Source organism: Nocardia jejuensis NBRC 103114, assembly GCF_001613145.1.
Classification (GTDB): domain Bacteria; phylum Actinomycetota; class Actinomycetes; order Mycobacteriales; family Mycobacteriaceae; genus Nocardia; species Nocardia jejuensis.
Genome location: NZ_BDBU01000035.1, coordinates 79,491 through 103,325, shown reverse-complemented (window position 1 = coordinate 103,325; position 23,835 = coordinate 79,491). Strand labels below are relative to the sequence as shown.

The following is a 23,835-nucleotide window of genomic DNA, read 5'->3' as shown; positions in this document are numbered from 1 at the left end:
CGCTGGTGGCATGACTACGACAGCGCTCATCACCGGGGCCAACAAGGGCATCGGATTCGAAACCGCCCGTCAGCTCGCCGCTCGGGGCATGACCGTCCTGCTCGGAGCCCGTGACGAGGCACTGGGGCAGGCCGCCGCCGACAAGGTGAAGGCAGAGGGCGCGGACGCGCATTTCGTCCAGCTCGATGTCACGGACGAGAACTCGATCGCCGCCGCGGCCGCGCGCATCGACTCCGAGTTCGGCCGCCTGGACATCCTGATCAACAACGCGGGTATCACCGGTGGCTTCGACGGGGACGGCAAACCTTCCTCGACCGCCCTCGACACCTTGCGAAAGACCTACGAGACCAATGTCTTCGGTGTCGTCGCGGTGACCAATGCCCTGCTTCCGCTGCTGCGCCGCGCCGAGTCCGCTCGCATCGTGAACGTATCGAGCGAGGTCGGATCGCTCGCCGGGATGACGGACCGGGAGGGTCCCATGTGGCCGATGACCTCGGTGCCGTACCCGTCCAGCAAGACCGCGTTGAACATGGTCACCGTCATGTACGCCAAGGAACTCTGGGACACCCCCATCAAGGTCAATGCCGCCAACCCCGGCTATTGCGCGACGGACCTCAACGGCAACAACGGCTTTCGCACCGCCGAGCAGGGCGCGGAGCCGTCGGTCCACCTGGCCACCCTGCCGGCCGACGGGCCCACCGGTCAGCTGTGGGGATTCCTCTGGGGTAACGACACGCAGACCTACGGCCGTCTGGACTGGTAACTCGGGCGTCAGCGGGGCGGGTTCGCGCGTTCGTGCAGGCACAGCAGGGTGTAGGCGGCGACGGTCTGGCCGTCGATGATTCGGCCCTGCTCGATCATGGCCTCGAACTCGGCTCGGGAGAACCAGGCCGCTTCCATGTCCTGTTCCGAGGGTTCGCGTTCGTGCGGGCCCTCGGTCAGACCGGTGGCGAGTACGACGTGGCCGAAGTGACTGGTGGTGGCGGGGCCGGGGGCGATCTTGCCGAGGTAGGTGAGGTGCTCGGCGCGGAGGCCGGTCTCCTCACGCAGTTCCTGGGTGGCGGCGGCGATCGGGTCGAAGGTCCGCGCGCCGGGGATGGAACCTCCGGGGAACTCCCAACTACGCTGCCGCAGTGGGTATCTGAACTGCTGGACCAGATGGAAACGGTCGCCGTCGCGCGGGATGATGATGGCGAAGTCGGACTTGTCGACGACCGCGTAGAGGGCTTCGGTGCCGTCGGAGCGGCGCACGACGTCCTCTCGGACGGAAATCCACTGGTTCTCGTAGATCGGGCGCGAAGAGACGGTTTCCATACCCGCGATCCTGCCTGATGCGTCGCCGGGACTCAGCGGGTGTGCGCGACGCGCTCGGCCGCGGCGATGGTCGCCGCCGCCAAGTTCTCCAGCTGTTCCGCCCGCAGATTGGTGTCCGGGCAGGCGACGATCGAGGCGATGACCGTGCCGTCGGGGGCGAAGATCGGGGCCGAGACCGAGACGACGGCATTGTGATCGGTGAGCTCGTCGGGCAGGTAGTCGATGGTGATCAGGTCCGCGATCATGGCGCTGAGCCGATGCCGCAGCGGATCGGTCACCGGTGAATGGCGCAGCGCGGCCAGGGCTTCCATCATCGGCCCGGAATCATCGGCCAGGCGTTCCACCGCGTAGCCGCGCTCCCGTACCGCGTCCAGGACCGCGCGCAGGCGGTCGCGGTGGGCTGGGTCGGCGATGCCGAGCCAGGCATCACGCTCGGATTCCGGTGCCCAGGCGATGAATTCGCGGCAGACCGGCGGCGCGAGCGGCAGATGGCGGCCCGAGCGGATCCACGGTACCGAGGGCGAACCGATCACCTCGGTGATGACGATGGAGGTCTGCTCCCGTTCGGCGAGGAAGACCGGAACATGGTGATCGGTGGCCAGGGTGTGCATCGGGTCCATGGCCAGGCGGCGCAGCGGGAAGGCCGCTTCGGTGCGGCGGGCCACCGTGATCAGTCCCCGTCCCAGCGCGTAGTTCCCGTCGGCGTCGCGAATGGTCCAGCCGTCGGCGGTGAGCTGAGTCAGCACCGCGTGCGCGGTGGCGCGGGACATACCGGTGGCGCGCACGATTCGCGCCAGCGACAGCCGTTCATCGGCGTGCCGCGAGAGCAACTCGATCGCCTGGACCACGCGATGGGTCGGCGGGGAATTCGGACCCTCGGCGGGACGAGTCGAGGCGGCGGGGGACGAGACATCGGACGCCGGTGAGTCAGGTGCGGCCGTGGCGGCTCCGGCAGCTGCCGGATCGGCCGATTCTGCTGAGCGAGCAGCGGTTTCAGGCACCTGAAGTCCTCGTTTCGACGGTCTGGACGGAATGTCTCGGCGGGCTCGGATGTGCAGGATGCACAGCAATCCGCCGGAGGGTATTGACCGGCGCCCACCGGCGGCCCTATCGTCGGTGTCACATTATCGAACAATAGCGTCGAATATTCGACATCGCAACTCTCGGGAACGAATTCCGAGGCAGCGGGGCCGACAGACGCGGCGAGTGAGTGAAGAGATGCGCACGGGATACGAGTTGTCGCACCTTTCCGCCTTGGAGGCGGAGTCGGTGCACATCATTCGAGAGGTTGCCGCCACCTTCGAGCGGCCGGTGCTGCTCTTCTCAGGTGGCAAGGATTCGGCGGTCATGCTGGAACTGGCGCGGCGGGCCTTCTGGCCCGCGCCGCTGCCGTTCTCGCTGCTGCACATCGACACCGGTCGCAATTTCGACGAGGTGATCGAGTTCCGGGATCGCACTGTCGCCCGGCTCGGGGCGAATCTGCTGGTGGGCAGCGTGCAGGACGATATCGACGCGGGCCGGGCCGTCGAGCGCCCGGGCGAGACCCGCAATCGGTTGCAGACCACCACATTGCTGCGCTCGATCACCGAGGGCCGCTTCGACGCGGTGTTCGGCGGTGCGCGGCGCGACGAGGAGAAGGCCCGAGCGAAGGAGCGGGTGTTCAGCTTCCGCGACCAGTACGGCGCGTGGGATCCGCGCTCGCAGCGGCCGGAGGTGTGGAACCTGTACAACGGGCGGCACCGCAAGGGTGAGCACATCCGGGTGTTCCCGCTGTCCAATTGGACCGAGCTCGACATCTGGGAGTACATCGACCAGGCCGAGGTGGAACTGCCGCCGCTGTACTACGCGCACCGCCGCACCGTGCTCGAACGCGACGGAATGCTGCTGGCGGACAACAGGTTCCTGACCCACCAGCCCGGCGAGAAGACCTTCGAGACCAGCGTGCGATTCCGCACCCTGGGCGACGCGGACTGCACCGGCTGCGTCGAGAGCGACGCCGCCACCCCCGCCGAGGTGATCGCCGAAACCGCCGTCACCCGGCTCACCGAGCGCGGCGCCACCCGCGCCGACGACCGAATCTCCGAATCCGGCATGGAAGATCGCAAGCGAGAGGGCTACTTCTGATGCGCCGCAACCTTTTACGCCTCGCCACCGCGGGCAGCGTGGACGACGGCAAGTCGACCCTCATCGGGCGGCTGCTCTTCGATTCGAAGAGCCTGTTCACCGATCAGCTCGACGCCATCGAACGCGCCAGTGCCGCACGCGGCGCCGGGCAGACGGACCTGTCTCTGGTCACCGACGGTCTGCGCGCCGAACGTGAGCAGGGCATCACCATCGACGTCGCCTACCGCTACTTCACCACTCCGCGAAGGAAATTCATCATCGCGGACACTCCGGGGCATGTGCAGTACACCCGGAACATGGTCACCGGCGCGTCCACCGCGGACCTGGCGCTGATCCTGGTGGACGCGCGCAAGGGCGTCTCGGAACAGACCCGCCGCCACGCCTTCCTGTCCTCGCTGCTGGGCGTGAGCCACCTGGTGCTGTGCGTGAACAAGATGGATCTGGTCGACTGGTCCGAGGAGCGCTTCGAGGAAATCCGTTCCGAATTCGCGGATTTCGCCACCAAGCTCGATGTCGGTGACCTCAGCTTCGTTCCGGTGTCGGCGTTGCTGGGCGACAATGTCGTGGACGCCTCGGAGAACATGCCCTGGTACCCGGGCCCGACCCTGCTGCGGCATCTGGAAGAGGTGCACATCGCCTCGGACCGCAATCTCATCGACACCCGGCTGCCGGTGCAGTACGTGATCCGCCCGCACGGGGAGAGTCAGCGCAGCTACGCGGGCACCATCGCCGGCGGCATCTTCAAGCCCGGTGACGAGATCGTGGTGTTGCCCTCCGGACGCACCAGCAAGGTCGCTCAGATCTGGGGGCCGGGCGGCGCGAAGGTCGAGGAGGCCTTCACCGGCATGGCGGTCTCGCTCACCCTCGACGACGAAATCGACATCGGCCGTGGGGATATGCTCGCCCGCCCCGGTAACCAGCCGCATCTGGATCGTGAGCTGGACGCCATGGTGTGCTGGTTCTCCGACACCACGCAGCTGAAGGCCGGGCGCGATTACGCCCTCCGCACCGCCACCCAGACCGCGACGGTGCGGGTCAGCGAGCTGGACTACCGGCTCGACGTGAACACCCTGCACCGGCAGACCGACGCGGAAGAGCTGTCGCTCAACGACATCGGGCGCATCACCCTGCACGGACGGCAGTCCATCCTGTTCGATCCGTACCGCGACAATCGCTCGACCGGCAGCTTCATCCTGATCGACGAGGCCACCGATCAGACCGTGGCCGCGGGCATGATCACCGCCCGCAGCGCCGGACCCGCGGAACTGGCGACCGGCCAGGCCGTGCGGGCCACCGGGCGGGCGCCGCGCGCGGACGTGGTGTGGCACAAGTCGAGCGTGGAACGAGCTCAGCGGCTGAGTCAGGGTGCGACGATCTGGCTGACCGGACTCTCCGGTTCCGGGAAGTCCACCATCGCAGTCGAATTGGAACGCCAGCTGATAGCTTCGGGGCAGCCCGCCTATCTGCTCGACGGGGACAATCTGCGGCACGGGCTCACCAGCAACCTCGGTTTCACCGACGAGGACCGGCGCGAGAACATCCGCCGGGTCGCCGAGACCGCCGCCCTGTTCGCGGACGCCGGTGTGGTCGCGATCGTCTCGCTGATCAGCCCGTTCCGCGCCCAGCGCCGGGACGCGCGAAAGCTGCACGACGACAAGCGATTGCCGTTCCACGAAGTGTTCGTGGACACCCCGCTCGAGGAGTGCGAGCTGCGCGACCCCAAGGGTCTGTACAAGCGTGCCCGCTCGGGTGAGCTGCCGGAGTTCACCGGCATCTCCTCGCCGTACGAACGACCCGAATACGCCGATCTGACCATCACCCCCGGAGCCGGTACCCCGGCCGACATCGCCCGACTGATCCGCCGCGAACTCGGCGGCATCGACGGCGGCAGCACCCACGGAGAGAGCGCAGAGAACTGATGGAAGAACCGAACATCGAGCAGGCCGAATTGCCGCTCACCGAGCCGTTCCTGGCTGCGGTGGCCGAGGCCGAGAAGCTCATCGCCGGAGCGGAATTCATCCGTGACGACCACGATCTGGCCGAGGGCTACGACTATCTGCAGGGCAGTATCGCGGCGGTGCTGCAGCTCTCGCGGGCGCACGGTAAGTCGCATCCGTACTTCGTGAGCTCCACCGGGCCGTACACCAAGATGGGCCTGGACAATCCCGACACGCTCTACTACCACGCGAATGTCGAGCCCACCGGCGAATACCTGCTGACCGGCGTGCGCGGCAACACCGTCGATCTGAGCTTCCAGGTGCTCAAGGGTGACTACACCGCCACCGATGTCCCCGGGGGCGAGGACGCCTTCGACGACCGCCGCATCGAGATCGCCGAAGACGGTAGCTACACACTGCGTTTCGGGCCGCCCAAGCAGAATCCGGAACCGAATTACTTCCAGCTCGGCGAGGGTGCGTCCATGCTCGCCGTGCGCGAGGTCTACGGCGACTGGAACGCCGAGCGCAAGGGCAGCATTCGGATCGAACGCGTCGACACCATCGGCACAGCGCCCGCGGAATCGGATGTGGCACAGATCCGCAAGCGGTACCGGGCGGCCGGGCGCATGCTGCTGACCCGCGTGCACACCTGGTTCAACTTTCCCAAATGGTTCTATCTGAACCTGCCGGTGAACACCCTCACCGAACCGCGGCTCACGCCCGGCGGTCTGAGCACCCAGTACTCCTCGGTCGGGCACTTCGAACTGGCCGACGATCAGGCGCTGATCATCACGGTGCCGAAATCCGATGCGCCGTACCAGGGTTTCCAGCTGGGCAGCCGCTGGTACATCTCGCTGGACTACGTCAACCACCAGACCAGCCTCAATCATCAGCAGGCACAGGTGGATCCGGACGGCCTGATCCGAATGGTGGTGTCCGCGCGCAACCCCGGCATCGCCAACTGGATCGAGACCACCGGCCGCGCACTGGGCATTCTCCAGTTCCGCTGGCAGCGCGTCGGGCGGGAGATGACGGCCGAGGACGGGCCGTCCATCGAACTGGTGCCGTTCGACAAGGTGGCCGAGCGGCTGCCGCATCACGCTCACAATCAGATCGATGACGCCGGCTGGCGTGAGCGGATCGCCGCTCGCCAGCGCGGTTTCGCGGAGAGGATGCTCGGATGACTCGCCTGAAGACAGCACTGCTGGCGGACAAGGTCGTCGTGGTCAGCGGTGTCGGACCCGGCCTCGGCCGGTCCATCTGCCTGGAGGCCGCCGCGGCCGGAGCCACGGTCGTACTGGCCGCGCGCACCGAGTCGCGGTTGAAGGAGGTGGCCGCGGAGATCGAGGCCGAGGGTGGCACAACGCTTTCCGTGGTCGCGGACATCACCGACGAGGATGCCGTGCGGAACCTGCTGGCGCGCACGCTCGAGACGTTCGGCAAGGTCGATGTCCTGGTGAACAACGCCTTCTCGGTGCCGTCGATGAAGCCGTTGGCGCGCACCGACTTCCAGCAGATTCGCGACAGCATCGACCTGACCGTGCTGGGCGGGCTGCGCATGACCCAGACGTTCACCGAGGCGCTGACCGAGTCCAAGGGCAATGTCGTCATGATCAACTCTGCGGTGCTGCGGCACTCCGAGCCGCGCTACGGCAGCTACAAGATCGCCAAGGCGGCGCTGCTCGCCATGTCCCAGACCCTGGCCACCGAGCTGGGCGAGAAGGGAATCCGGGTCAATACCGTTGCACCCGGCTACATTTGGACCGATCAGCTGAAGTGGTACTTCGGTGAGATCGCCAAGAAGTACGGGATCACGCCGGAGCAGGTCTATCAGCAGACCGCCTCCAAATCGGACCTCAAGCGGCTGCCACTGCCCGACGAGATCGCGCAGACCGTGGTGTTCCTGGCCTCGCCGTGGGCCAACTCGATCACCGGTCAGACCATCGATGTCAACTGCGGCGAATACCACGTGTGACCAAGAAGGAGCCAGTCATCTCATGACCGGACGTACCAATGTCGGAACCGTCGAAGACCTGCACGCCTCGGCCACCAAGGTCACCGGGCTGGAGGACTTCGGGTCCGACGACTACCTCGAGGGGCTCGGTGTGCTGCTCGAGTCCTATCAGCGTGACGCGGGGCTGACCGAGCTCGGCAGCAAGATGAGTCGGTACTTCCTGCGCGGGGCGCTGGTGGCGCGGGCGCTGAGCGAATCGTCGTGGAAGGCAAATCCCGGATACGCCGAAACCTCGGTTCAGCGACCGATTTTCGTCACCGGACTGCCGCGCACCGGTACCACCGCGCTGCATCGGCTGCTCGCGGCCGATCCGGGACATCAGGCGCTGGAGATGTGGCTCGCGGAGTTCCCGCAGCCGCGACCGCCGCGCGAGAGCTGGGCCGAGAATCCGATCTATCAGGGCATCGATGCCGGATTCGCGCAGCATCGGGTGGAGAACCCGGAGTTCATGGGACTGCACTACATGAGCGCGGCCGATGTGGAGGAGTGCTGGCAGCTGCTGCGGCAGACGGGCAAGTCCATCTCGTACGAGTCGCTGGCGTACCTGCCGACCTACTCGCAGTGGCTGCGCAAGCAGGACTGGACCGATGCCTACACACGGCACAAGAAGAACCTGCAGCTGATCGGCATGGGCGACAGTCGCGGATGGGTGCTGAAGAACCCCAGCCACCTGTTCGCGCTGGACGCGCTGATGGCCGTGTACCCGGACGCGCTGGTCATTCAGACGCATCGCGATCCGGTCACCATCGTCGGGTCCTCGTGCAGTCTGACCGAACACGCGGCGCGCGGGTGGTCCGACACCTTCAGCCGGGAGCGGATCGGCGAGACGCAGCTGGAGCTGTGGTCGCGTGGTCTGCGCGAATTCGACACGGCGCGAGCCAAGTACGATCCGGCGCAGTTCCTGGACATCCAGTTCGACGATCTGCGGTCCGATCCGATGGGGACCGTCGAGACCATCTACTCGACGTTCGGCATCGACTTCTCCGAGTCCGCGCGCGCCGCGATGGGTTCGCTCGACGAGGAGAGCAAGAGTGGCGATCGGAAACCGACCCATCAGTATTCGCTCGCCGACTACGGGCTGACCGAAGACCAGGTCAGGGCGCAGTTCGGCCTCTCCTGACCTTTCCTGTGAGCCTTCCAGCTATGGTTAGCGTCACCTAACGCCGAACCGGGCGTTTAGCTGGAAGGACCTGGGTTCATGGACGGACGCTGGAGCGGTAAGCCGCCGATGCGCAAGACACTGCTGCGTCTCTCGGCGCTCGGCGCGGCACTGGTTGTCGCGGCGGCCTGCAGCAGCACCGAGTCTCCCAAGGACGACGTGCAAGCCCTCGACGGCAATACGTACGCGCAGACGAATCTCGCGGCGAACCTGCCGAAGTACAAGGCCCAGTTCACCCTTCCGGACATGGTCAACGCCTGGGGCATCGCCGATCGGCCCAAGGGCGCCGGCGGGCACTTCTGGGTCGGCGGCGGTGGCTTCTCGTTCCAGTTCGTCGGCGATGTCACCAAGTCGGCCGACGCCAAATACCAGCAGCTGTTCCAGGATCCGCTGAAGCTCGTCACCATCCCGGGCGCGGATTCGGACACCTCGGACAAGGGTGTCGGCAAGACCACGGGCGTCGTGTTCAATCCGGCGCCGATCACCTCCGACCTGTTCGTCGTGCGTGATCAGCCGGTCACCGTGGACGGCAAGGAGCAGAAGCTCACGGGCTCTTCGCGATTCATCTTCGCGACCGACTCCGGAAAGATCTCGGCCTGGACCGAGCTGGGCACCGGCGGGGAGGTCGTGCGCCACGACGGCCCGGCCAACCTGGTGTTCGACGGGACCGCCGACGGCATGCAGTTCTTCGGCATCGGGCTCGCGCCGTCCGGGGACAAGCTCCTTGCGGCCGACTTCGGCGACAACCCGCAGATCCGCACGTTCGACAAGAACTGGAAGCTGATCCCCACCAGCGGTTTCGCCAACCCGTTCGCCACCGGTGACAACCTCGACCCGGCCGATCCGGCCAAGGGCAAGAAGGTCAAGCCGGGCGATCCGGCACCGTGGAACGTCTCCACCGTCGGTCAGCGCGTGTTCGTCTCGTACGCGAGCACCAAGCCCGACGAGGTCGACGCGGCCAAGATCGATGTGGGCGAAGAGGATTCGCTCGACAAGGACGCGGAGAAGGACGCCGGGAACAAGGCGAACAAGGGTCAGATCGCGGAGTTCGACGCCACCGGCAAGCTGGTGCGGACCCTCGATGGCGACTCGCGCTTCAACGCGCCGTGGGGCGTCACCGTCGCACCCGAGGGCTTCGGGCCGCTCAGCGGCAAGCTCCTGGTCGGCAACTTCGGCGGGGCGGGCCACATCCTCGCTCTCGATGACAAGACCGGCAAGTTCGTCGACTACCTGCGCAACACCACCGGTGCGCCCATCGAGATCGCGGGACTCTGGGGTCTGATGTTCGGCAACGGCGAGAGTCTCGGTGACTCCGACGCGCTGTACTTCACCGCCGGGCCCGAGGACGAGAAGGAAGGGCTCTTCGGCAGCTTGCGGCTGAAGTAGTCCGAGGTTTCCACGAGGGCCCCGAGTCGACTGCGACTCGGGGCCCTCTGCGTGGGTTGGGGCGAATGTGGGGTGGGCCGGGAATGGGGGAGTGTGTGGTGAGGGTCATTGGCATCGTGGCTGGCCAGAGCCCGCGGGGTTACCTAGACTGGAATTGTTCCAGAAAAGGTCAACCCTAGGAAAGGAACCACTATGACTGCGACCATGCCCAAGGTTTCCATCACCGGAACGCTCGGGAAGGCCGAGTCCAAGGTTGTCGGCGTCGTCCTACAGGAAGCGCTCACCGACCTCATCGACCTGAGTCTCATCGCCAAGCAGGCCCACTGGAATGTCGTGGGACCGCACTTCCGCTCGCTGCACCTGCAATTGGACGATCTGGTCGCCGACAGCCGTCAGTTCTCCGATGCCGTCGCCGAACGCGCTGCCGCCCTGGGTATCTCGCCCGACGGCGTCCGGGCACCGTCGCCGAATCCGCCGCGGAATTCCCTTCGGGATACCTGCCCGATCACGAGGTCGTCGCACTCGTCGTAGCGCGCCTCGACACCCTGATTCAGCGACTGCGCAAGCAGATCGAGGCCACCGATACTGCCGACTCGGTCACCCAGGATCTGCTGATCGGCATCACCGCCAAACTCGAAGAGCATCACTGGATGTTCCAGGCTCAGTTCCCCGCGAACTGATTCCCGCATGAGCGGCCCGCGCGCCGCCGGTACCGGAAACGGAATCGGCGGCGCGGCACTGCGTCCGGGCGTTCGATCCGCAGCTCAGGTACTGCTTTCGTGCCGATCGCGAGACAATTGACCGGTGTCGTCAGACCTGGAAATCGAGCTGCTCGCCGATGTCGCATCGGAACGGTCCTCGGTTGTCGCGAACAACGCCATGAACCGCGATCGGGGGCTGTCCGGCGTCCTGCCGTTCATGTCCTCGGGCCGAGTCCTTCTTCACCGAAGCAGGAGGTGATGCTCACCGCCTGCTCCGGATGGCCTCGCCAGAAGCCGTGCTCAGGGTGTGGCGAGTGCGGGGTTGCGGAAGATGTTGGGGCTCACAGGGTTCACGGTGTCCAGGCGAGTCATCGCGTTGCGGTTGATCGTGCGGACGGTGCCGCGCAGGCGTGCAGAGGCCCTGGGGCGGTGGGGAATCGGAGGTTCGTTCGGGGATTGGGTGTCGACCAGGACGAAGGCTCGCAGGACCAGGAAGCGTGCGATGCCCGCCAGACCTGACGCGGTGAGGTAGACGGCCTGCTGGGTCAGGGCGCCGGCATTCGGGTCGAGGTCGGCCAGGCCGAGCATCGCGCCGGTGGTGACGAGGTAGGCGACCAGGACCGTGGCGGCGGCCTGCAGGTGCGCGGTCCAGCTGGTGGGGCCGGACTGGAAGGCGAACCGGGCGTTCAGCTCGGTGGTGACGAAGGTGCCCGCGATGGTGAGAAGGGCGTTGGCCAGGGCCAGGGGCATCAGGTCGTCGAGCAGGATCAGCGCGGTCGCCGAGAGCATGGTGACGCTGCCGCCGCACACGACGAACCGCGCGAATGCCGCTACCGCGTTCCACTTCTGCTGGGTGCTGCCCGCTGTCTTGCTCATGACAGTGAGAATGCCGGGTGGGTCTGACACGGCGCTTACAGCGGACTGACATCTGGCTTGCATCGAATCGGCGGGCATCGGTGTCGGTATCAGTGCAGCTCCGAGGGTAGGTCCAGCCGGGGACACGGGGACGCGGCAGCTCACGAAGAGACCGAGTAGTCGGTCGCAAGCCGTGGCAGCCCTCGGATGAGCGGGTTCGGTCGTGGAGGCGGTTCGCCACGACCGAACCCGGCGTCGGCCGTGCGGGTTATGCGTCCGCTGCGGGCAGTGGCTCACCGAACCAGGTGGTGAGGGCGGTGCGGAGAGTGGCTGCGTCGGTCGGTGCGTGAACGTCTGTGGCCCAGGCGATGTGGGCGTCGGGGCGGATCAGGAGGGCTTCGGTGGTCAGGTCGTCGGTTTTCGCAATGCGGATGTCTATGCGGTGGGACCACTCTCGGGCCACCTCGTGCAGGTCCGTGCGGTCGGCCAGGTCCAGAAGTACCGGGCGGGCGGTGCGCATCAGCTCGGCAACCGATGTGGTGCCCTGATCGGTGTGCAGGGTGAGGTCGGGGGCGAAAGTTCCCGCCAGGGGGTGGGTTTCGGGGTCGGGCTGGGGATAGCGGACGTCGGTGGCGCCGACCATGGCTCCCATTCGCCGTAGAGCGGGTGTATCGGAGATCAATTCTCGGAAGACGTCGCGGAGCGCCTCCACGGCCGGATCGTCGGTGCGCCGCAGGGCCGCTTGGGCGCGGGTCTGCGTGCGGGCGCGCGCTCCGGCGAAGTGGCGTTCGTCGTGGTACGAGTCCAGCAGGCCCGCCGGAGCCCACCCCGCGATCTCCGCGCCCAGCTTCCACGCCAGGTCGACGGTGTCGAGCATGCCGACATTGAGGGCGGTGCCGGTCGCGGGGAACAGGTGGGCCGCGTCGCCCGCCACCAGGATTCGGCCCGCGCGGTATCGCTCGGCCTGCCGGTCCTGGAAGGTGTAGCGCGAGAGGCGGATCGGGTCTCCCAGCGGGAGATCCGCACCCAGTACCCGGCGGCAGCTGTCCGCCAGTTCGGCCATGCTCAGCGGCTCGTTGTCGTCGTACTCGGCGGATTCGTCCTCGGTGGTCTGCAGGGACAGCACGCCCGCGTTGACCGCGAACGCGAACACGCCGTTGTCCGTTCGGGTGAAACCGGGGTGCAGGCGGCCCATGCCGGCGACCTCGATGTCGCCGTCGTCGTGCACGGTCACCGACTCGTGCACGGTGACCTGCGCGAGCCGGTTGACCTCCGGATAGGTGATGCCGGAGAACGCGATTCCGGCCAGCTCGCGAATCGGGCTGCGGCCACCGTCGCAGCCGACCAGGTAGCGCGCGGTGACCCGATAGACCCCATCGGGGCCGCGCACCTCGGCGGTGACGGCGTTCTCGTCCTGGCTCACCGCCAGCACCTCGTGCCCGCGCCGGACCTCGGTGCCGAGATCGCGCGCGTGGTCCTCGAGCACCCGTTCGATCGCCCGCTGCGGAATCGGCAACGCGTGCATCGGAACATCGTCCAGCTGAGTCAGGTCCAGGTACAGATTCCCGAACGGGAAACGCGGCGGCGGGTACGGGCCGGAGGCCGCCGCCTCGAACCGCTCCAGCAGACCGCGGTAGCGCAGCAGATCCAGGATCCGGCCGCCGAGGCCGCTCGCCTTCGGGGTTTCCCGAATCTGCGCCTGACGCTCCAGCACCAGCGGCTCGACCCCTGCCAGCCGCAGCTCACCGGCCAGCATCAGCCCGGTCGGGCCCGCGCCCACGATGATCACGTCGGTGTCGGTCATACGAATTCGACTCTCCCATTTCCGCATGTTTCGGCTTACGGCGGATGATTCTGCGGCATCCCCGGGGTCTTGCGGCAAGTCCCCGGGTGCGTTATAAGTTGAGAGTGGAAAGAGGTGATTCCTCCCTTTTTCCGGTCGCCCGCGGTCCGCGGACATCCCTGTGATCCGAAAGTCCCGGGCGCACAGCGCCACCGGTTGACTTGGAGTGCGCTCCAGCGCTTAGCGTGCGCAATCGAGCTGTTTCCTACACACGAGGGATCGCATCATGGAGCTCGGATTTCATATTCCCATCTTCGACATCGACGGCGGAACCACCGCCATCGCAGGCGAATTGGCCAGGGTCGGCGTCGCCGCGGAGGAGGCCGGAGCGGTCTGGCTGTCCTTCATGGACCACTATTTCCAGATCGAACCCGTCGGGCTGCCCGCCGAGGCGAACATGCTCGAGGGGTACACGACGCTAGGTTTCTTGGCCGCGCACACCACGCGGATCGAGCTCGGGCTGCTGGTCTCGGGGGTGACCTACCGGCATCCGGGGCTGCTCGCCAAGATCGTCACCACCCTCGACGTGCTCTCGGGCGGACGGGCCACGCTCGGACTCGGCGCGGCCTGGTTCGAGCGCGAACATCAGGGGCTGGGTGTGCCGTATCCGCCGATCGCCGAACGATTCGAGCGGCTGGAGGAGGCGTTGCGGATCTGCGCGCAGATGTGGGATCCGGAGAACAACGGGCCGTTCGAGGGCAAGCACTACCGGTTGACCGAGACCCTGTGCTCACCGCAGCCGATCCGCCGGCCACCGGTCCTCATCGGCGGCAGCGGCGAACGCAAGACGCTGCGACTGGTGGCGCAGTACGGCGACGCCTGCAATCTGTTCGCGTCCTCGCCGCAGGAGGTACGGCACAAGCTCGAGGTGCTGCGCAAGCATTGCGACGACGTCGGTAGCGACTACGACGCGATCCGCAAGACGATGACCGCGAACAATCCCCGGCCGACCGTCGCCACCCGCGACGAATTCGTTCGCGCCATGGGCGAGTACGCCGCTCTGGGTATCGATACCGCCATCATCACCCCGACCACGGGCAGCCCCGCGGCCTGGATCGACGCGATGGCGCCCGCGGTGCGGCAACTTCAGGAACTCGGCTGAGCGGCCGCCGCGCTCGGTGATGCGCGGGCTCTAGCGGAAATAGGGTGCTGCCTGGACCCAGTGGAAACCTCGGGACACCACGGGGTAGCGGTCCAGGTCCACCCGGTCCAGTTGCATGTGGACCGGGCTGCCCGCCAGTTGGCCGTCCAGGACGAGGCGGTCCGCTTCGGGCTCGGTGTAGGTGAAAGTGGCTATCTTCCACCGGTGTTCGAGATCCTTGGAGATCGTGATCGTGTGCGCGTCGGTGTCGACGGCGGCGGGGAAGGACAGCAGCGAGTCGTCCATGCGCTGCGCGGTGATGCCGATCGGGATGTCGAAGATGACGCGCTGGAAACGGTCTGTGGCGGTGAGCGATCGGGTCGGGTTCGGATGATCGGCGTAATCGACCAGCGGGGGGAGCTGCCGGCCCGCGACGGTGTATTCGGTGACGTTCCAGATGCCGTACAGCGGGGACTGTTCCCGGCCGTTGCCGTGCGTGCGGTAGCCGTCGTACCCCTCGGTGGCGGCGGTGAACAGCAACCACACTCCGAACGTCACCTGCGCGATCAGTAGCAGCCGGTTTCCGCGCGGGCTGTCGAGCAGGCGGCTCGGAGCCCGGGTGGGGACCGCCTGGCCGAGTAGCGCGCGAACGATTCGGACGATATCGGGAGCGGCCAGAATCGTTGCGTAGGTGAGGAGTTGGAGGGAGAAGATCTTCACCGGAACGTCGTAGGTGAGGTTCAGCAGTGCCACCTGCAGGGTGGCGATGAAGGCGAGCACCGCGCCCAGCCCGGCCGTGCGCGGCAGCACAAGCAGGAGCGCGGCGGTGATTTCCGCTGCGCCCAGGGCGATCTCGTACGGTTCCGACGCCGCCGTCTGCGCCCACAGCACGGCCATCGGGCTCATATCGCCGAACGGCTCCACCAGCCGCTCCAGGCTGAACGTCATCTGCGACGGCAGCAGCTTGATCATCCCGTACAGCAGCAGGGCGCTGATCAGGCTCGCGCGCAACAGCAGTCGGAACCACCCGTGGAGCCGGACGTAGTTCGGGCGATCCCGATCCAGCGCCGACCAGACGGCGGTGGCCACGATCGCGACGATCGTCAGCGTGAACAGCGAAATCCATTGGGTGGCGGTGTCACCACTGGCGGTCGGCGTGTAGTCGACGGTGGTGTCGAAGAGCTGGGCGCCGACCCGGTCGGTCAGCGGATGCAGAGACGTCCACTTCGCGAACTCGGCCACCGCGTCCTGCGGCACCCCGAAGGACCGCAGCAGCGCGTGGGCCAGCCACACTCCGGCCATCCCGATGCCGACGAACACGAATCCGAACCGGAACACCACCCGCGAACGAGAATGCCATCGCTGGATCGGCGCGTGCTCCGCGCCCTCGTCGACCACCTCGGCCGGCAACTGTGCAACCACGTCGATCCTCCCCGCAACCCGGCCAATGTTCTTGCGGGCGAGACGTTATGGCAGCGTCCGAGCAGGTGGTATCCGTCAAAACCCTTGCCCCGACCCCCGCTGCCCCCAGAAATCGTGCCCCTGGATCGTCGTCGCCGACCACCGGACCGGCGCTGAGGTTCCAGGCGCTGAGGTTCCAGGCGCTGAGGCTCTAGTGTGCGACGTGAGTGGGGGAGAGACGTTCGTAGCGCAGCCGGAGGCCGTCGGTGAAGGCGGTGAGGGCGAGTTCGAAACTCTCGGTGTCGATTTCGTCGGCCTTGGCGCGCAGGAGGTGGGCCTGGTCCAGGTGGGGGTAGCGGTCTCGGTAGACCTGCGCGTCGTCCTCGAAGCCTCGCGAGAACGAGCCCATGGTCGAGCCCATGACCAGGTACCGGGTGGCCGCGCCGATCATGGTGGCCTCGCGCGGCGGCCAGCCCGCGCTGACCAGGCCGCCGTGGACGGCGTCGGCGGCGCGGAGGTTCTCCTCGCGGGTGCCGGGGCCCGACGCGAGGTAGGGGACGAAATTGGGGTGGCGGACCAGGGCCGCGCGGTACGAGCGGGCCCAGCCGGTCAGGCCCGCGAGCCAGTCGCCGGATTCGAAGGCCGAGGTGTCCACCCTGGCCATGACACCCCGGGCGATGTCGTCGAGGACCTCGTCCTTGGTCGGATAGTGGCCGTAGAGGGAGGCGGCCTGCACGCCGAGTTCGGCGGCCAGTTTGCGCATGGACAGTTCGGTAAGCCCGTCGCGGTCGATCAGCGCGAGCGCGGCGTCGGCGATGCGTTCGCGGCTCAGCAGCGGCACTTTCGGCCTGGCCATATCCCCTCGCCTTCGCTGCTCTTGCGGGTGATCGTCGAAGGTATCACCGGGCTCTTGAGAAACCGAACAGCGTTAGGATACCGTCGGGGGCAGAAACCTAACAACGTTTGGTTAGGAGCCATCGCACCATGGATTTCGAACTCGGCGACGATCAGCGCGCACTGCGCGAACTCGCCCGCGAGTGGGTGGACAAGGAAGTCGTGCCGTATGCCGCCGAGTGGGATCGCGCCGAATCGGTCGATACCGCCATCGTCGGCAAGCTCGGGCAGATGGGGTTCCTCGGCATCGAGATTCCGCAGGAGTACGGCGGTTCCGGCGGCACCGCCCTGGATTACTGCCTGGTGCTCGAGGAACTCGGCCGGGGCGACAGTTCGGTGCGCGGCATCGTCTCGGTGTCGCTCGGGCTGGTCGGCAAATCGATCAAGACCTACGGCACCGAGGCGCAGAAGCGAGAGTGGTTGCCGCGCATCTGTTCCGGGGAAGGTATCGGTTGCTTCGGCCTCACCGAACCCGGCACCGGATCCGATGCGGGCAGCCTGACCTCGAAAGCCGTTCGGGACGGCGAGGATTGGCTGCTGTCCGGGACCAAGATCTTCATCACCAACGGCACCTGGGCCGATATCGCCATCATTTTCGCGCGCACCGGCGAGGCCGGGCCCCGGGGCGTCACCGCCTTCCTGGTGCCGACCGACACGCCCGGGTTCACCCGGACCGAGATCAAGGGCAAGCTCGGCCTGCGCGGGCAGGCGACCGCCGAATTCGTGCTCGACGGCGTGCGCGTGCCCGACAGCGCCCGGCTCGGGGAGCTCGGGCAGGGCTTCAAGATCGCCATGGCCGCCCTGGACAAGGGGCGCATGGGCGTTGCCGCCGGGTGCGTCGGCGTCGCGCGCGGCTGCCTCGAGGCCGCGGTGAAGTACGCGGGCGAGCGCGAACAGTTCGGCAAGCCGATCGCCTCCTATCAGCTGGTGCAGGAACTGCTGGCCGATATCGCGGTGGACGTGGAGGCGTCCCGGCTGCTGGCCTGGCGGGTCGCGGACCTGATCGAACGCGGAAAGCCGTTCGGCACCGAGGCGTCTGTCGCGAAACTCTTCGCCAGCGAGGCCGCGGTGAAGGCCGCCAACAATGCCATCCAGGTCTTCGGCGGCTACGGCTACATCGACGAGTTCCCGGCGGCCAAATACCTGCGCGACGCACGCGTGCTGACCCTCTACGAGGGCACCAGCCAGATTCAGAAACTGCTCATCGGCCGCGCCCTCACCGGCGTCAACGCCTTCCTCTGACGCGCCTTCCTCTGACGCCTCCCTTCTGACAAGGAGATTCGAATGTCGAAAGTAGCCTTCGTGACCGGTGCGGCCCGCGGTATCGGCGCCGCCACCGCCGCCCGCCTCGCCGCCGACGGGTTCACCGTCGCCATCGCGGACCTCGACGAGGCCGCCTGCAAGACCGCCGTGGACGCCATCGCCGCCGCGGGCGGACAGGCGATCGCGGTGGGCTGCAACGTCTCCGACGAAGCCTCGGTGGACGCGGCGTTCGAACGTGTTGCCGCGGAACTGGGTTCGATCGACGCACTGGTCAACAACGCGGGCGTGCTGCGGGACAACCTGCTGTTCAAGATGTCCGTCGAGGACTGGGACACCGTCATGTCGGTGCACCTGCGTGGCGCGTTCCTGTGCAGCCGGGCCGCACAGCGGTACATGGTGAAGCAGAAGTCCGGCAAGATCGTGAACACCTCCAGCGTGTCCGCGCTGGGCAGCCGCGGCCAGGCCAACTACTCCGCCGCCAAGATGGGCATCCAGGGCTTCACCCGCACCCTCGCGATCGAACTCGGCCCGTACGGCATCAATGTCAATGCCGTCGCGCCCGGCTTCATCGTCACCGATATGACCGATGCCACCGCCGCCCGCGTCGGTGTGGACCCGGAGGACTTCCGCAAGGCGGCGGCGGAGATCACCCCGCTGCGCCGGGTCGGCAAGCCCGAGGACATCGCGAACGTGGTCTCGTTCCTGTGCTCGGCCGACTCCTCCTTCGTCACCGGCCAGACCATCTACGTCGACGGCGGCCGCAAGCTCTGAACGGCCGAGAACGGAAGGGCCACAGCATGATCGACTTCACGGACTTCGACCTGCTCCGCGCGGCGGTCGGCACCGAGATCGGCGTCAGCGACTGGATCACCATCGATCAGCGGCGGATCGACACCTTCGCCGACGCCACCGACGACCACCAGTGGATCCACGTCGACGCCGAACGGGCGGCGGCGGGACCGTACGGCCGCACCATCGCGCACGGGTTTCTGACGCTGTCGCTGATCGTCCCCATGACGGGGCAGATCATGACCGTCAGCGCCGCGCGCATGGCGATCAACTATGGGCTGGACAAGGTTCGGTTCATCAACCCGGTTCCGGTCGGCAGCCGTATTCGCGGGCGCATCACGCTGGACGCGGTCACCGATATCAAGGGCGGCGTGCAGGCCGCGCGCACGGTGACGGTCGAGATCGACGGCGAGGCCAAGCCCGCGTGCGTGGCCGAGAGCATCGCCAGGTATCTGGCCTGAGACAGCGAAAACCCGGGCCCGCGGATCGAATCGATCCGCGGGCCCGGGTTTTTCGGTTCCTCGACGAAAGCTGTTGCCGCTAGCGGATTCCCGGTCCGAACGGCTGCGCCGACATCGGTGCCACATCCGGGGTCATGGTGGCCACCACCGCGATCCCGGCCGCGCGGAAGTTGCTCAGCGCGCGGGCGATATGGTCCGCCGAGGTGATCAGGATCGCGGCTCGCGCCCCGATCGTCTCCATCAGCTGAGCGGAGAAGGCCGCGTTCTGCACGGTCGAATTCGCCTGTGTCTCAGCGAAAACGCGCGCGGCCGAGATGCCCCGGTCGATGAGCCACTGTGCCATCGCGGACGCCTCGGTCACGCCGTTCTGCGGATTGCCGCCGGTTACGATGACCGGCGACTCCGGCGACAGCAGCGCCGAGACGTAGCCCGCGTAGAGCCGGTTCTCCAGCTCCGGACGCATCTCCCCATCGGGTTCCAGGCCGTAGCCGAGCACCACGATCGCGGTGGCCGGACTGAACAGCGCGGGCAGTTCCAGGCCCGGCAGATCCACGCCCGGCAGGCTGAACGGCGCGAGCGAACCGATGTTCGCCAGCACATCTCTCGGCAGTCCGAGCAGCGCGTCGATCTGCGGGGGAGCGGGTTGTGCGTGTGCCGGGGCCGCGGCCATGGCCAGCACGGTCGCGGTGGCTCCGGCCATCAGGGCTCGGGCCGCGCCGGTGCGCAGCGGGGTGGGGACGACCCGGCGGTGGCGGCCCGAACCGCCGCGCAGGGCGAGCGCGCCCTGCCATCCACCGGCGGTGGTTACTTTCCGGTGTCTACCGGATCGAAGGGGATTGCGGTCGCCGCCCACCAGGAATTCGGTGGTACCTCGGCGTACTGCGGAAATGGGGGCGCGCAGGCGATAGAGCATCGCAACCTCCTTGGTAGCCCGATAGTGACTACCGGCTGGTTCACATTCTTGGATTTCATGATCGCGCGAGATCCCGCTGCTGGTAGGCGAATTCGTGAAATCAAGATCCGCGGTCGGCAGGGTTGTCGCCTTAGGCGGCCGGGTGAGCGGCGTCACACTCGCGTCCGTGTCACACCCGCGCGGGCCACGTCGTCATCTTCGTAGAGCCCGCCAACGAGCTCACCGACACAGAAAAGAGCAGCACAGTGACCCGCTTCGCCCTGCACCAGAACGACGTCGCCGCCAAGTTCGTCAAGCGTCTGAACACCGCGGCCCGCGTCATCGACGAGTCCTCCCTGCCCAAGACCACCCAGGAACTGGTCAAGATCCGCGCCTCGCAGATCAACAGCTGCGGCATGTGCCTGGACATGCACACCAAGGACGCCGCCCACGCCGGTGAGACTCCGGTCCGGCTGGCCATGGTCGCGGCCTGGCACGAATCCACCGTCTTCACCGACCCCGAACGCGCGGCTCTGGCCCTGACCGAAGAGGGCACCCGCCTCGCCGACGCCAATCCCGGTGTCTCCGAGGACACCTGGTCACAGGTGCGCAAGCACTACGACGACGAGCAGATCGGCGCGCTCATCTCCCTGATCGCCACCATCAACGCCTGGAACCGGCTCAATGTCATCGCCGGGGCCACCGGCGGGGAATACGTACCCGGTCAGTGGTGATCCGGGATAGGGCGGACGGGGTGAGCCATCACCTAGAGTTGGCCGCATGATTACCGCGATCGTGCTGGTTCACGCCGACTCCGCCCGCATCCCCGAGACCGCGCAGGCGCTGGCCGCCATCGACGGCGTCACCGAGGTGTACTCCTGCGCGGGCGACGTCGACCTGATCGCCATGGTGCGGGTCCGCGATCACGAGCGGATCGCCGAGGTGGTCACCGGGCGCATCAACAAGACCGATGGGGTGGTGCGCACCGCGACCCACATCGCGTTCAAGTCGTACTCGCAGGCAGACGTCGAGGCGGGATTCTCGATCGGCGAATAGGGTCCGGGTTCTCCCGCGCCGGGCGAACCATCGAATCGGGTGCGCCTCGACGGTCCTCGCGATCTCCATGCCTGATCCGGCCGTGCGGGAAAGACCTCGATCAGGTTTCGATGGATGCGCCGAGAGGTGCGACGGACGCGCCGGGCTCGACCACATCGGTGACGCCGCCCCTGCGCGGCCGATCGGCACACTGCCGCCCGCAATGGGTGAATTGTCGGTATCAAGCGACTTGCGTGCCGCTCGGCAGATGGTCGGTCAGTCCGAACCGAGCTGGTTGGTGACGGTCACCCAGCGCTCCAGCAACGCTCCCGCAGCCCCGGTGTCGACGGCCGCGGACACCCGCTCCAGTGCGATCGCGAGCTTGTCGTGCAGATCGTCGCCGACCTGATCGCCGGTGAGCTCGAAGGCCACGACCGCGGCCGCGGAATTCAGCAGCACCGCATCGCGCACCGGACCCGATTCGCCCGCGAGCATGTTGCGCGCGATGACCGCGTTCATCTCCGCGTCGCCGCCCCTGAGGGCCTCCTGGGGGACCCGCTCGATGCCGAGTTTCGTTGGGTCGATGGTGGTTTCGGCCATACGGCCGCCCGCGACCACCCAGACGTCGGTGGTGTCGGCGGTGGTGATCTCGTCCAGGCCGTCGTTGCCGCGCACCACCAGGGCCGAGGCGCCGCGATCGGCGAACACGCCCGCGATGACCGGCAGCAGATCCGCGAACGCGCATCCGATCAGCCCGGCCCCCGGCCGTGCCGGATTGGTCAGCGGGCCCAGGATATTGAAGACCGTCGGAATGCCGATCTCACTGCGCGCGGGACCCGCGAAGCGCAGCGAGGGATGGAAGACCGGCGCGAAGCAGAATCCGATCCCGGCCCGGCGCACGCATTCGGCGACCGACTCCGGTCCGAGCGCGATCTTCACGCCCAGCGCCTCGAGCACGTCCGCGCCGCCGCTCTTGGAGGACGCGGCCCGATTGCCGTGCTTGACCACCGGAATTCCGCTGGCCGCCACCACGATCGAGGACATTGTCGAAATGTTCACCGTGCCCGAGCGGTCGCCGCCGGTGCCGACGATGTCCACGGCCGCGCCGTCCCACTCGACCAGGCGGGCGTGCGAGAGCATCCCCTTCGCCAGGCCGGTCAGCTCGCCGGGGGTCGGGCCCTTCATCTTCATGGCCACGCCGAAGGCCGCGATCTGGGCCGAGGTGGCGCTGTCGGTGAAGATCTCGTTCATGGCCCACGCGGCCTCGTCCACGGACAGATCGTTGCCGTCGGTGAGGATGCCGAGGATTTCTCGCCAGCTGCGCGCGCTCATCTTGCTCTTCCGTTCGTCGCCGGTGGACTCCGTGCACCAGTGTTCTGGCCGCAAGCCTAGTGCGCGGGGGCTATTTCTTTTCTTCCGGCCGATTCCGGGCCGGTTGCAGCGCTTCCCAGCCCAGGGCGTCGCCCTCGTGGCGCTGGGCCAGCCCGGCCATGCGCGAGCGCTCCTGTGAGCAATGCAGGGCGTCCAGTATCTGCACGCGCTGCAGGATCAGGTTCACGGGATCGGCCTCGTCCCGGGAACCGGTCTCATAGCCGTCCTGCGCGGCAATGACTTGCACCGCATTCACCTGCGCGGCGGGCAGGCGCAGATGATGCCGGAGCAGCACGGATTGGTCGGCCGTCCAGTCCATTGCCTTGCCGAGGGCGGCCGAACACGCTTCCGCGTCATCGAAACTCGACGCCACCACGATCAGATCGGCGCGCGCGGGATCCAGTTCCGTTGCCGCGCCGGGCCCGAACAGCCGCCGCCACCATGGTTTCACCTCTGCACTACCCCTCACCTGGGCTCAGCTTCCTCTTACCTGGTCAATCTAGGCTGCCACGTGACACGCCGAGCGCCCATCGAGAGGCTCGCTCGCGCTGCGCTTTCCGACACGTACGACGAAGTTTCGTACCCCGCTACTCCTGTCGTACTACGACAAGTCATACTTACCGGCGTGACGACCGCAGTAGGGACCCCAGGATCGGCCATTACCCAGCGTGTGCATTCGCTGAATCGGCCCAACATGGTGAGCGTCGGTACCATCATCTGGCTTTCCAGTGAGTTGATGTTCTTCGCCGGCCTGTTCGCTATGTACTTTGTCGCTCGCGCGCAGGCGCACGGCAAGTGGCCGATGGAGCCGACCGAGCTGAACCTGAAGCTCGCCGTGCCTGTGACGGCCGTGCTGGTCGCTTCCTCCTTCACCTGCCAGATGGGTGTCTTCGCCGCCGAGCGCGGCGATGTGTTCGGTCTGCGGCGCTGGTATGTGATCACGCTGATCATGGGCGCGTTCTTCGTCGGCGGTCAGGGCTACGAGTACTTCCACCTGGTCGAAGAGGGCACCACGATCTCCAGCACCGTGTACGGCTCGGTGTTCTACATCACCACCGGCTTCCACGGTCTGCACGTCATCGGCGGTCTCATCGCCTTCGTGTTCCTGCTGATCCGCACCAAGGTCAGTAAGTTCACGCCCGCGCAGGCCACGGCGGCGATCGTCGTTTCCTACTACTGGCACTTCGTCGACATCGTCTGGATCGGGCTCTTCGCCACGATCTACTTCGTCCGCTAGTTCGGACCAGCCCGCAGGCCACAGCCCCGGCCGCAGGCGCCTGAAACTTTTTCGACAAGTCGGTTCCGTCTACTCCAA

The 23,835-nt window shown here is 67.0% G+C and carries 23 protein-coding genes and 1 pseudogene; 15 read left to right on the top strand and 9 right to left on the bottom strand.

Annotation, left to right across the window (positions count from 1 at the left end; all coding sequences use genetic code 11):
• Positions 1 to 10: 10 nt before the first annotated feature.
• The gene (locus NJ1_RS26795; RefSeq protein WP_067699260.1) at positions 11 to 763 is read left to right on the top strand and encodes an SDR family oxidoreductase; all 753 of its coding nucleotides are present in this window, start codon (positions 11 to 13) and stop codon (positions 761 to 763) included.
• Between the two features lie 8 nt (positions 764 to 771).
• Here the strand turns inward: NJ1_RS26795 and NJ1_RS26790 are convergent, their stop codons facing one another.
• Both NJ1_RS26790 and NJ1_RS26785 read right to left on the bottom strand, forming a co-directional pair.
• A complete protein-coding gene (locus NJ1_RS26790; protein ID WP_067699258.1) occupies positions 772 to 1,314 on the bottom strand; it encodes an NUDIX domain-containing protein in 543 nt (180 codons plus the stop codon).
• Between the two features lie 32 nt (positions 1,315 to 1,346).
• Positions 1,347 to 2,315 carry an IclR family transcriptional regulator gene (locus NJ1_RS26785; protein ID WP_245717596.1) on the bottom strand — a complete coding sequence of 323 codons (969 nt, stop codon included), beginning with the start codon at positions 2,313 to 2,315 and terminating at the stop codon, positions 1,347 to 1,349.
• A 217-nt stretch (positions 2,316 to 2,532) separates the two neighbouring features.
• Here NJ1_RS26785 and cysD point away from each other — a divergent pair, with 217 nt between their 5' ends.
• The 7 genes and pseudogenes from cysD to NJ1_RS26750 all read left to right on the top strand — a co-directional run bounded on the left by cysD (position 2,533) and on the right by NJ1_RS26750 (position 10,614).
• Positions 2,533 to 3,438 carry a sulfate adenylyltransferase subunit CysD gene (gene cysD / locus NJ1_RS26780; RefSeq protein WP_067699366.1) on the top strand — a complete coding sequence of 302 codons (906 nt, stop codon included), beginning with the start codon at positions 2,533 to 2,535 and terminating at the stop codon, positions 3,436 to 3,438.
• Complete coding sequence (gene cysC / locus NJ1_RS26775; RefSeq protein ID WP_067699254.1) at positions 3,438 to 5,357, top strand: adenylyl-sulfate kinase; 1,920 nt, start codon at positions 3,438 to 3,440, stop codon at positions 5,355 to 5,357. The genes cysD and cysC overlap by 1 nt, the downstream gene beginning before the upstream one ends.
• A complete protein-coding gene (locus NJ1_RS26770) occupies positions 5,357 to 6,559 on the top strand; it encodes a hypothetical protein (protein WP_067699252.1) in 1,203 nt (400 codons plus the stop codon). Before cysC ends, NJ1_RS26770 begins: the two co-directional genes overlap by 1 nt.
• Positions 6,556 to 7,350 (top strand): SDR family oxidoreductase, encoded by a 795-nt coding sequence (locus NJ1_RS26765; RefSeq protein ID WP_067699250.1) that lies wholly within the window; start codon positions 6,556 to 6,558, stop codon positions 7,348 to 7,350. The genes NJ1_RS26770 and NJ1_RS26765 overlap by 4 nt, the downstream gene beginning before the upstream one ends.
• A 22-nt stretch (positions 7,351 to 7,372) precedes the next feature.
• Positions 7,373 to 8,509: a sulfotransferase family protein gene (locus tag NJ1_RS26760; RefSeq protein WP_067699247.1), complete on the top strand. Its 1,137-nt coding sequence runs from the start codon at positions 7,373 to 7,375 to the stop codon at positions 8,507 to 8,509.
• 78 nt (positions 8,510 to 8,587) lie between these two features.
• On the top strand, positions 8,588 to 9,934 hold the full coding sequence (locus NJ1_RS26755) for a TIGR03118 family protein (protein WP_067699245.1): 1,347 nt from the start codon (positions 8,588 to 8,590) through the stop codon (positions 9,932 to 9,934).
• 204 nt (positions 9,935 to 10,138) lie between these two features.
• A pseudogene (locus tag NJ1_RS26750) lies at positions 10,139 to 10,614 on the top strand (Dps family protein).
• Positions 10,615 to 10,935: 321 nt separating this feature from the next.
• On the opposite strand, the gene NJ1_RS26745 reads toward NJ1_RS26750, so the two are convergent.
• Positions 10,936 to 11,511, bottom strand: coding sequence for a GtrA family protein (locus NJ1_RS26745; RefSeq protein WP_157574223.1), 576 nt, complete (start codon positions 11,509 to 11,511; stop codon positions 10,936 to 10,938).
• 247 nt (positions 11,512 to 11,758) lie between these two features.
• Complete coding sequence (locus NJ1_RS26740; RefSeq protein ID WP_067699241.1) at positions 11,759 to 13,294, bottom strand: FAD-dependent monooxygenase; 1,536 nt, start codon at positions 13,292 to 13,294, stop codon at positions 11,759 to 11,761.
• Positions 13,295 to 13,559: 265 nt separating this feature from the next.
• Between NJ1_RS26740 and NJ1_RS26735 the strand changes: the two genes are divergently transcribed.
• On the top strand, positions 13,560 to 14,435 hold the full coding sequence (locus NJ1_RS26735; protein WP_067699239.1) for an LLM class F420-dependent oxidoreductase: 876 nt from the start codon (positions 13,560 to 13,562) through the stop codon (positions 14,433 to 14,435).
• 30 nt (positions 14,436 to 14,465) lie between these two features.
• Here NJ1_RS26735 and NJ1_RS26730 read toward each other — a convergent pair whose 3' ends face one another.
• Both NJ1_RS26730 and NJ1_RS26725 read right to left on the bottom strand, forming a co-directional pair.
• Positions 14,466 to 15,836, bottom strand: coding sequence for a DoxX family protein (locus NJ1_RS26730; RefSeq protein WP_157574222.1), 1,371 nt, complete (start codon positions 15,834 to 15,836; stop codon positions 14,466 to 14,468).
• Positions 15,837 to 16,026: 190 nt separating this feature from the next.
• Positions 16,027 to 16,671: a TetR/AcrR family transcriptional regulator gene (locus NJ1_RS26725; protein ID WP_067699237.1), complete on the bottom strand. Its 645-nt coding sequence runs from the start codon at positions 16,669 to 16,671 to the stop codon at positions 16,027 to 16,029.
• Positions 16,672 to 16,799: 128 nt separating this feature from the next.
• Between NJ1_RS26725 and NJ1_RS26720 the strand changes: the two genes are divergently transcribed.
• The 3 genes from NJ1_RS26720 to NJ1_RS26710 are packed head-to-tail and all read left to right on the top strand — an operon-like array spanning position 16,800 to position 19,222.
• Positions 16,800 to 17,951 carry an acyl-CoA dehydrogenase family protein gene (locus NJ1_RS26720; protein ID WP_067699235.1) on the top strand — a complete coding sequence of 384 codons (1,152 nt, stop codon included), beginning with the start codon at positions 16,800 to 16,802 and terminating at the stop codon, positions 17,949 to 17,951.
• Positions 17,952 to 17,993: 42 nt separating this feature from the next.
• Positions 17,994 to 18,743: a 3-oxoacyl-ACP reductase FabG gene (fabG, locus tag NJ1_RS26715; RefSeq protein WP_067699233.1), complete on the top strand. Its 750-nt coding sequence runs from the start codon at positions 17,994 to 17,996 to the stop codon at positions 18,741 to 18,743.
• A gap of 26 nt (positions 18,744 to 18,769) precedes the next feature.
• Positions 18,770 to 19,222 (top strand): MaoC family dehydratase, encoded by a 453-nt coding sequence (locus NJ1_RS26710; RefSeq protein ID WP_067699231.1) that lies wholly within the window; start codon positions 18,770 to 18,772, stop codon positions 19,220 to 19,222.
• 79 nt (positions 19,223 to 19,301) lie between these two features.
• On the opposite strand, the gene NJ1_RS26705 is transcribed toward NJ1_RS26710, so the two are convergent.
• A complete protein-coding gene (locus NJ1_RS26705; RefSeq protein ID WP_245717595.1) occupies positions 19,302 to 20,135 on the bottom strand; it encodes a YdcF family protein in 834 nt (277 codons plus the stop codon).
• A 245-nt stretch (positions 20,136 to 20,380) separates the two neighbouring features.
• On the opposite strand from NJ1_RS26705, the gene NJ1_RS26700 reads away from it, so the two are divergent.
• Positions 20,381 to 20,848, top strand: coding sequence for a carboxymuconolactone decarboxylase family protein (locus NJ1_RS26700; protein ID WP_067699229.1), 468 nt, complete (start codon positions 20,381 to 20,383; stop codon positions 20,846 to 20,848).
• Positions 20,849 to 20,894: 46 nt separating this feature from the next.
• Positions 20,895 to 21,170, top strand: a complete 276-nt coding sequence (locus NJ1_RS26695) for an Lrp/AsnC family transcriptional regulator (RefSeq protein WP_067699227.1) — start codon at positions 20,895 to 20,897, stop codon at positions 21,168 to 21,170.
• Between the two features lie 255 nt (positions 21,171 to 21,425).
• On the opposite strand, the gene trpD is transcribed toward NJ1_RS26695, so the two are convergent.
• Both trpD and NJ1_RS26685 read right to left on the bottom strand, forming a co-directional pair.
• The gene (gene trpD / locus NJ1_RS26690) at positions 21,426 to 22,481 is read right to left on the bottom strand and encodes an anthranilate phosphoribosyltransferase (protein ID WP_067699360.1); all 1,056 of its coding nucleotides are present in this window, start codon (positions 22,479 to 22,481) and stop codon (positions 21,426 to 21,428) included.
• A gap of 70 nt (positions 22,482 to 22,551) precedes the next feature.
• Entirely contained in the window at positions 22,552 to 22,989 is a 438-nt protein-coding gene (locus NJ1_RS26685) for a hypothetical protein (protein ID WP_067699225.1), read from the bottom strand.
• Between the two features lie 156 nt (positions 22,990 to 23,145).
• Here NJ1_RS26685 and ctaE point away from each other — a divergent pair, with 156 nt between their 5' ends.
• A complete protein-coding gene (ctaE, locus tag NJ1_RS26680) occupies positions 23,146 to 23,757 on the top strand; it encodes an aa3-type cytochrome oxidase subunit III (RefSeq protein ID WP_067699223.1) in 612 nt (203 codons plus the stop codon).
• Positions 23,758 to 23,835: the final 78 nt, after the last annotated feature.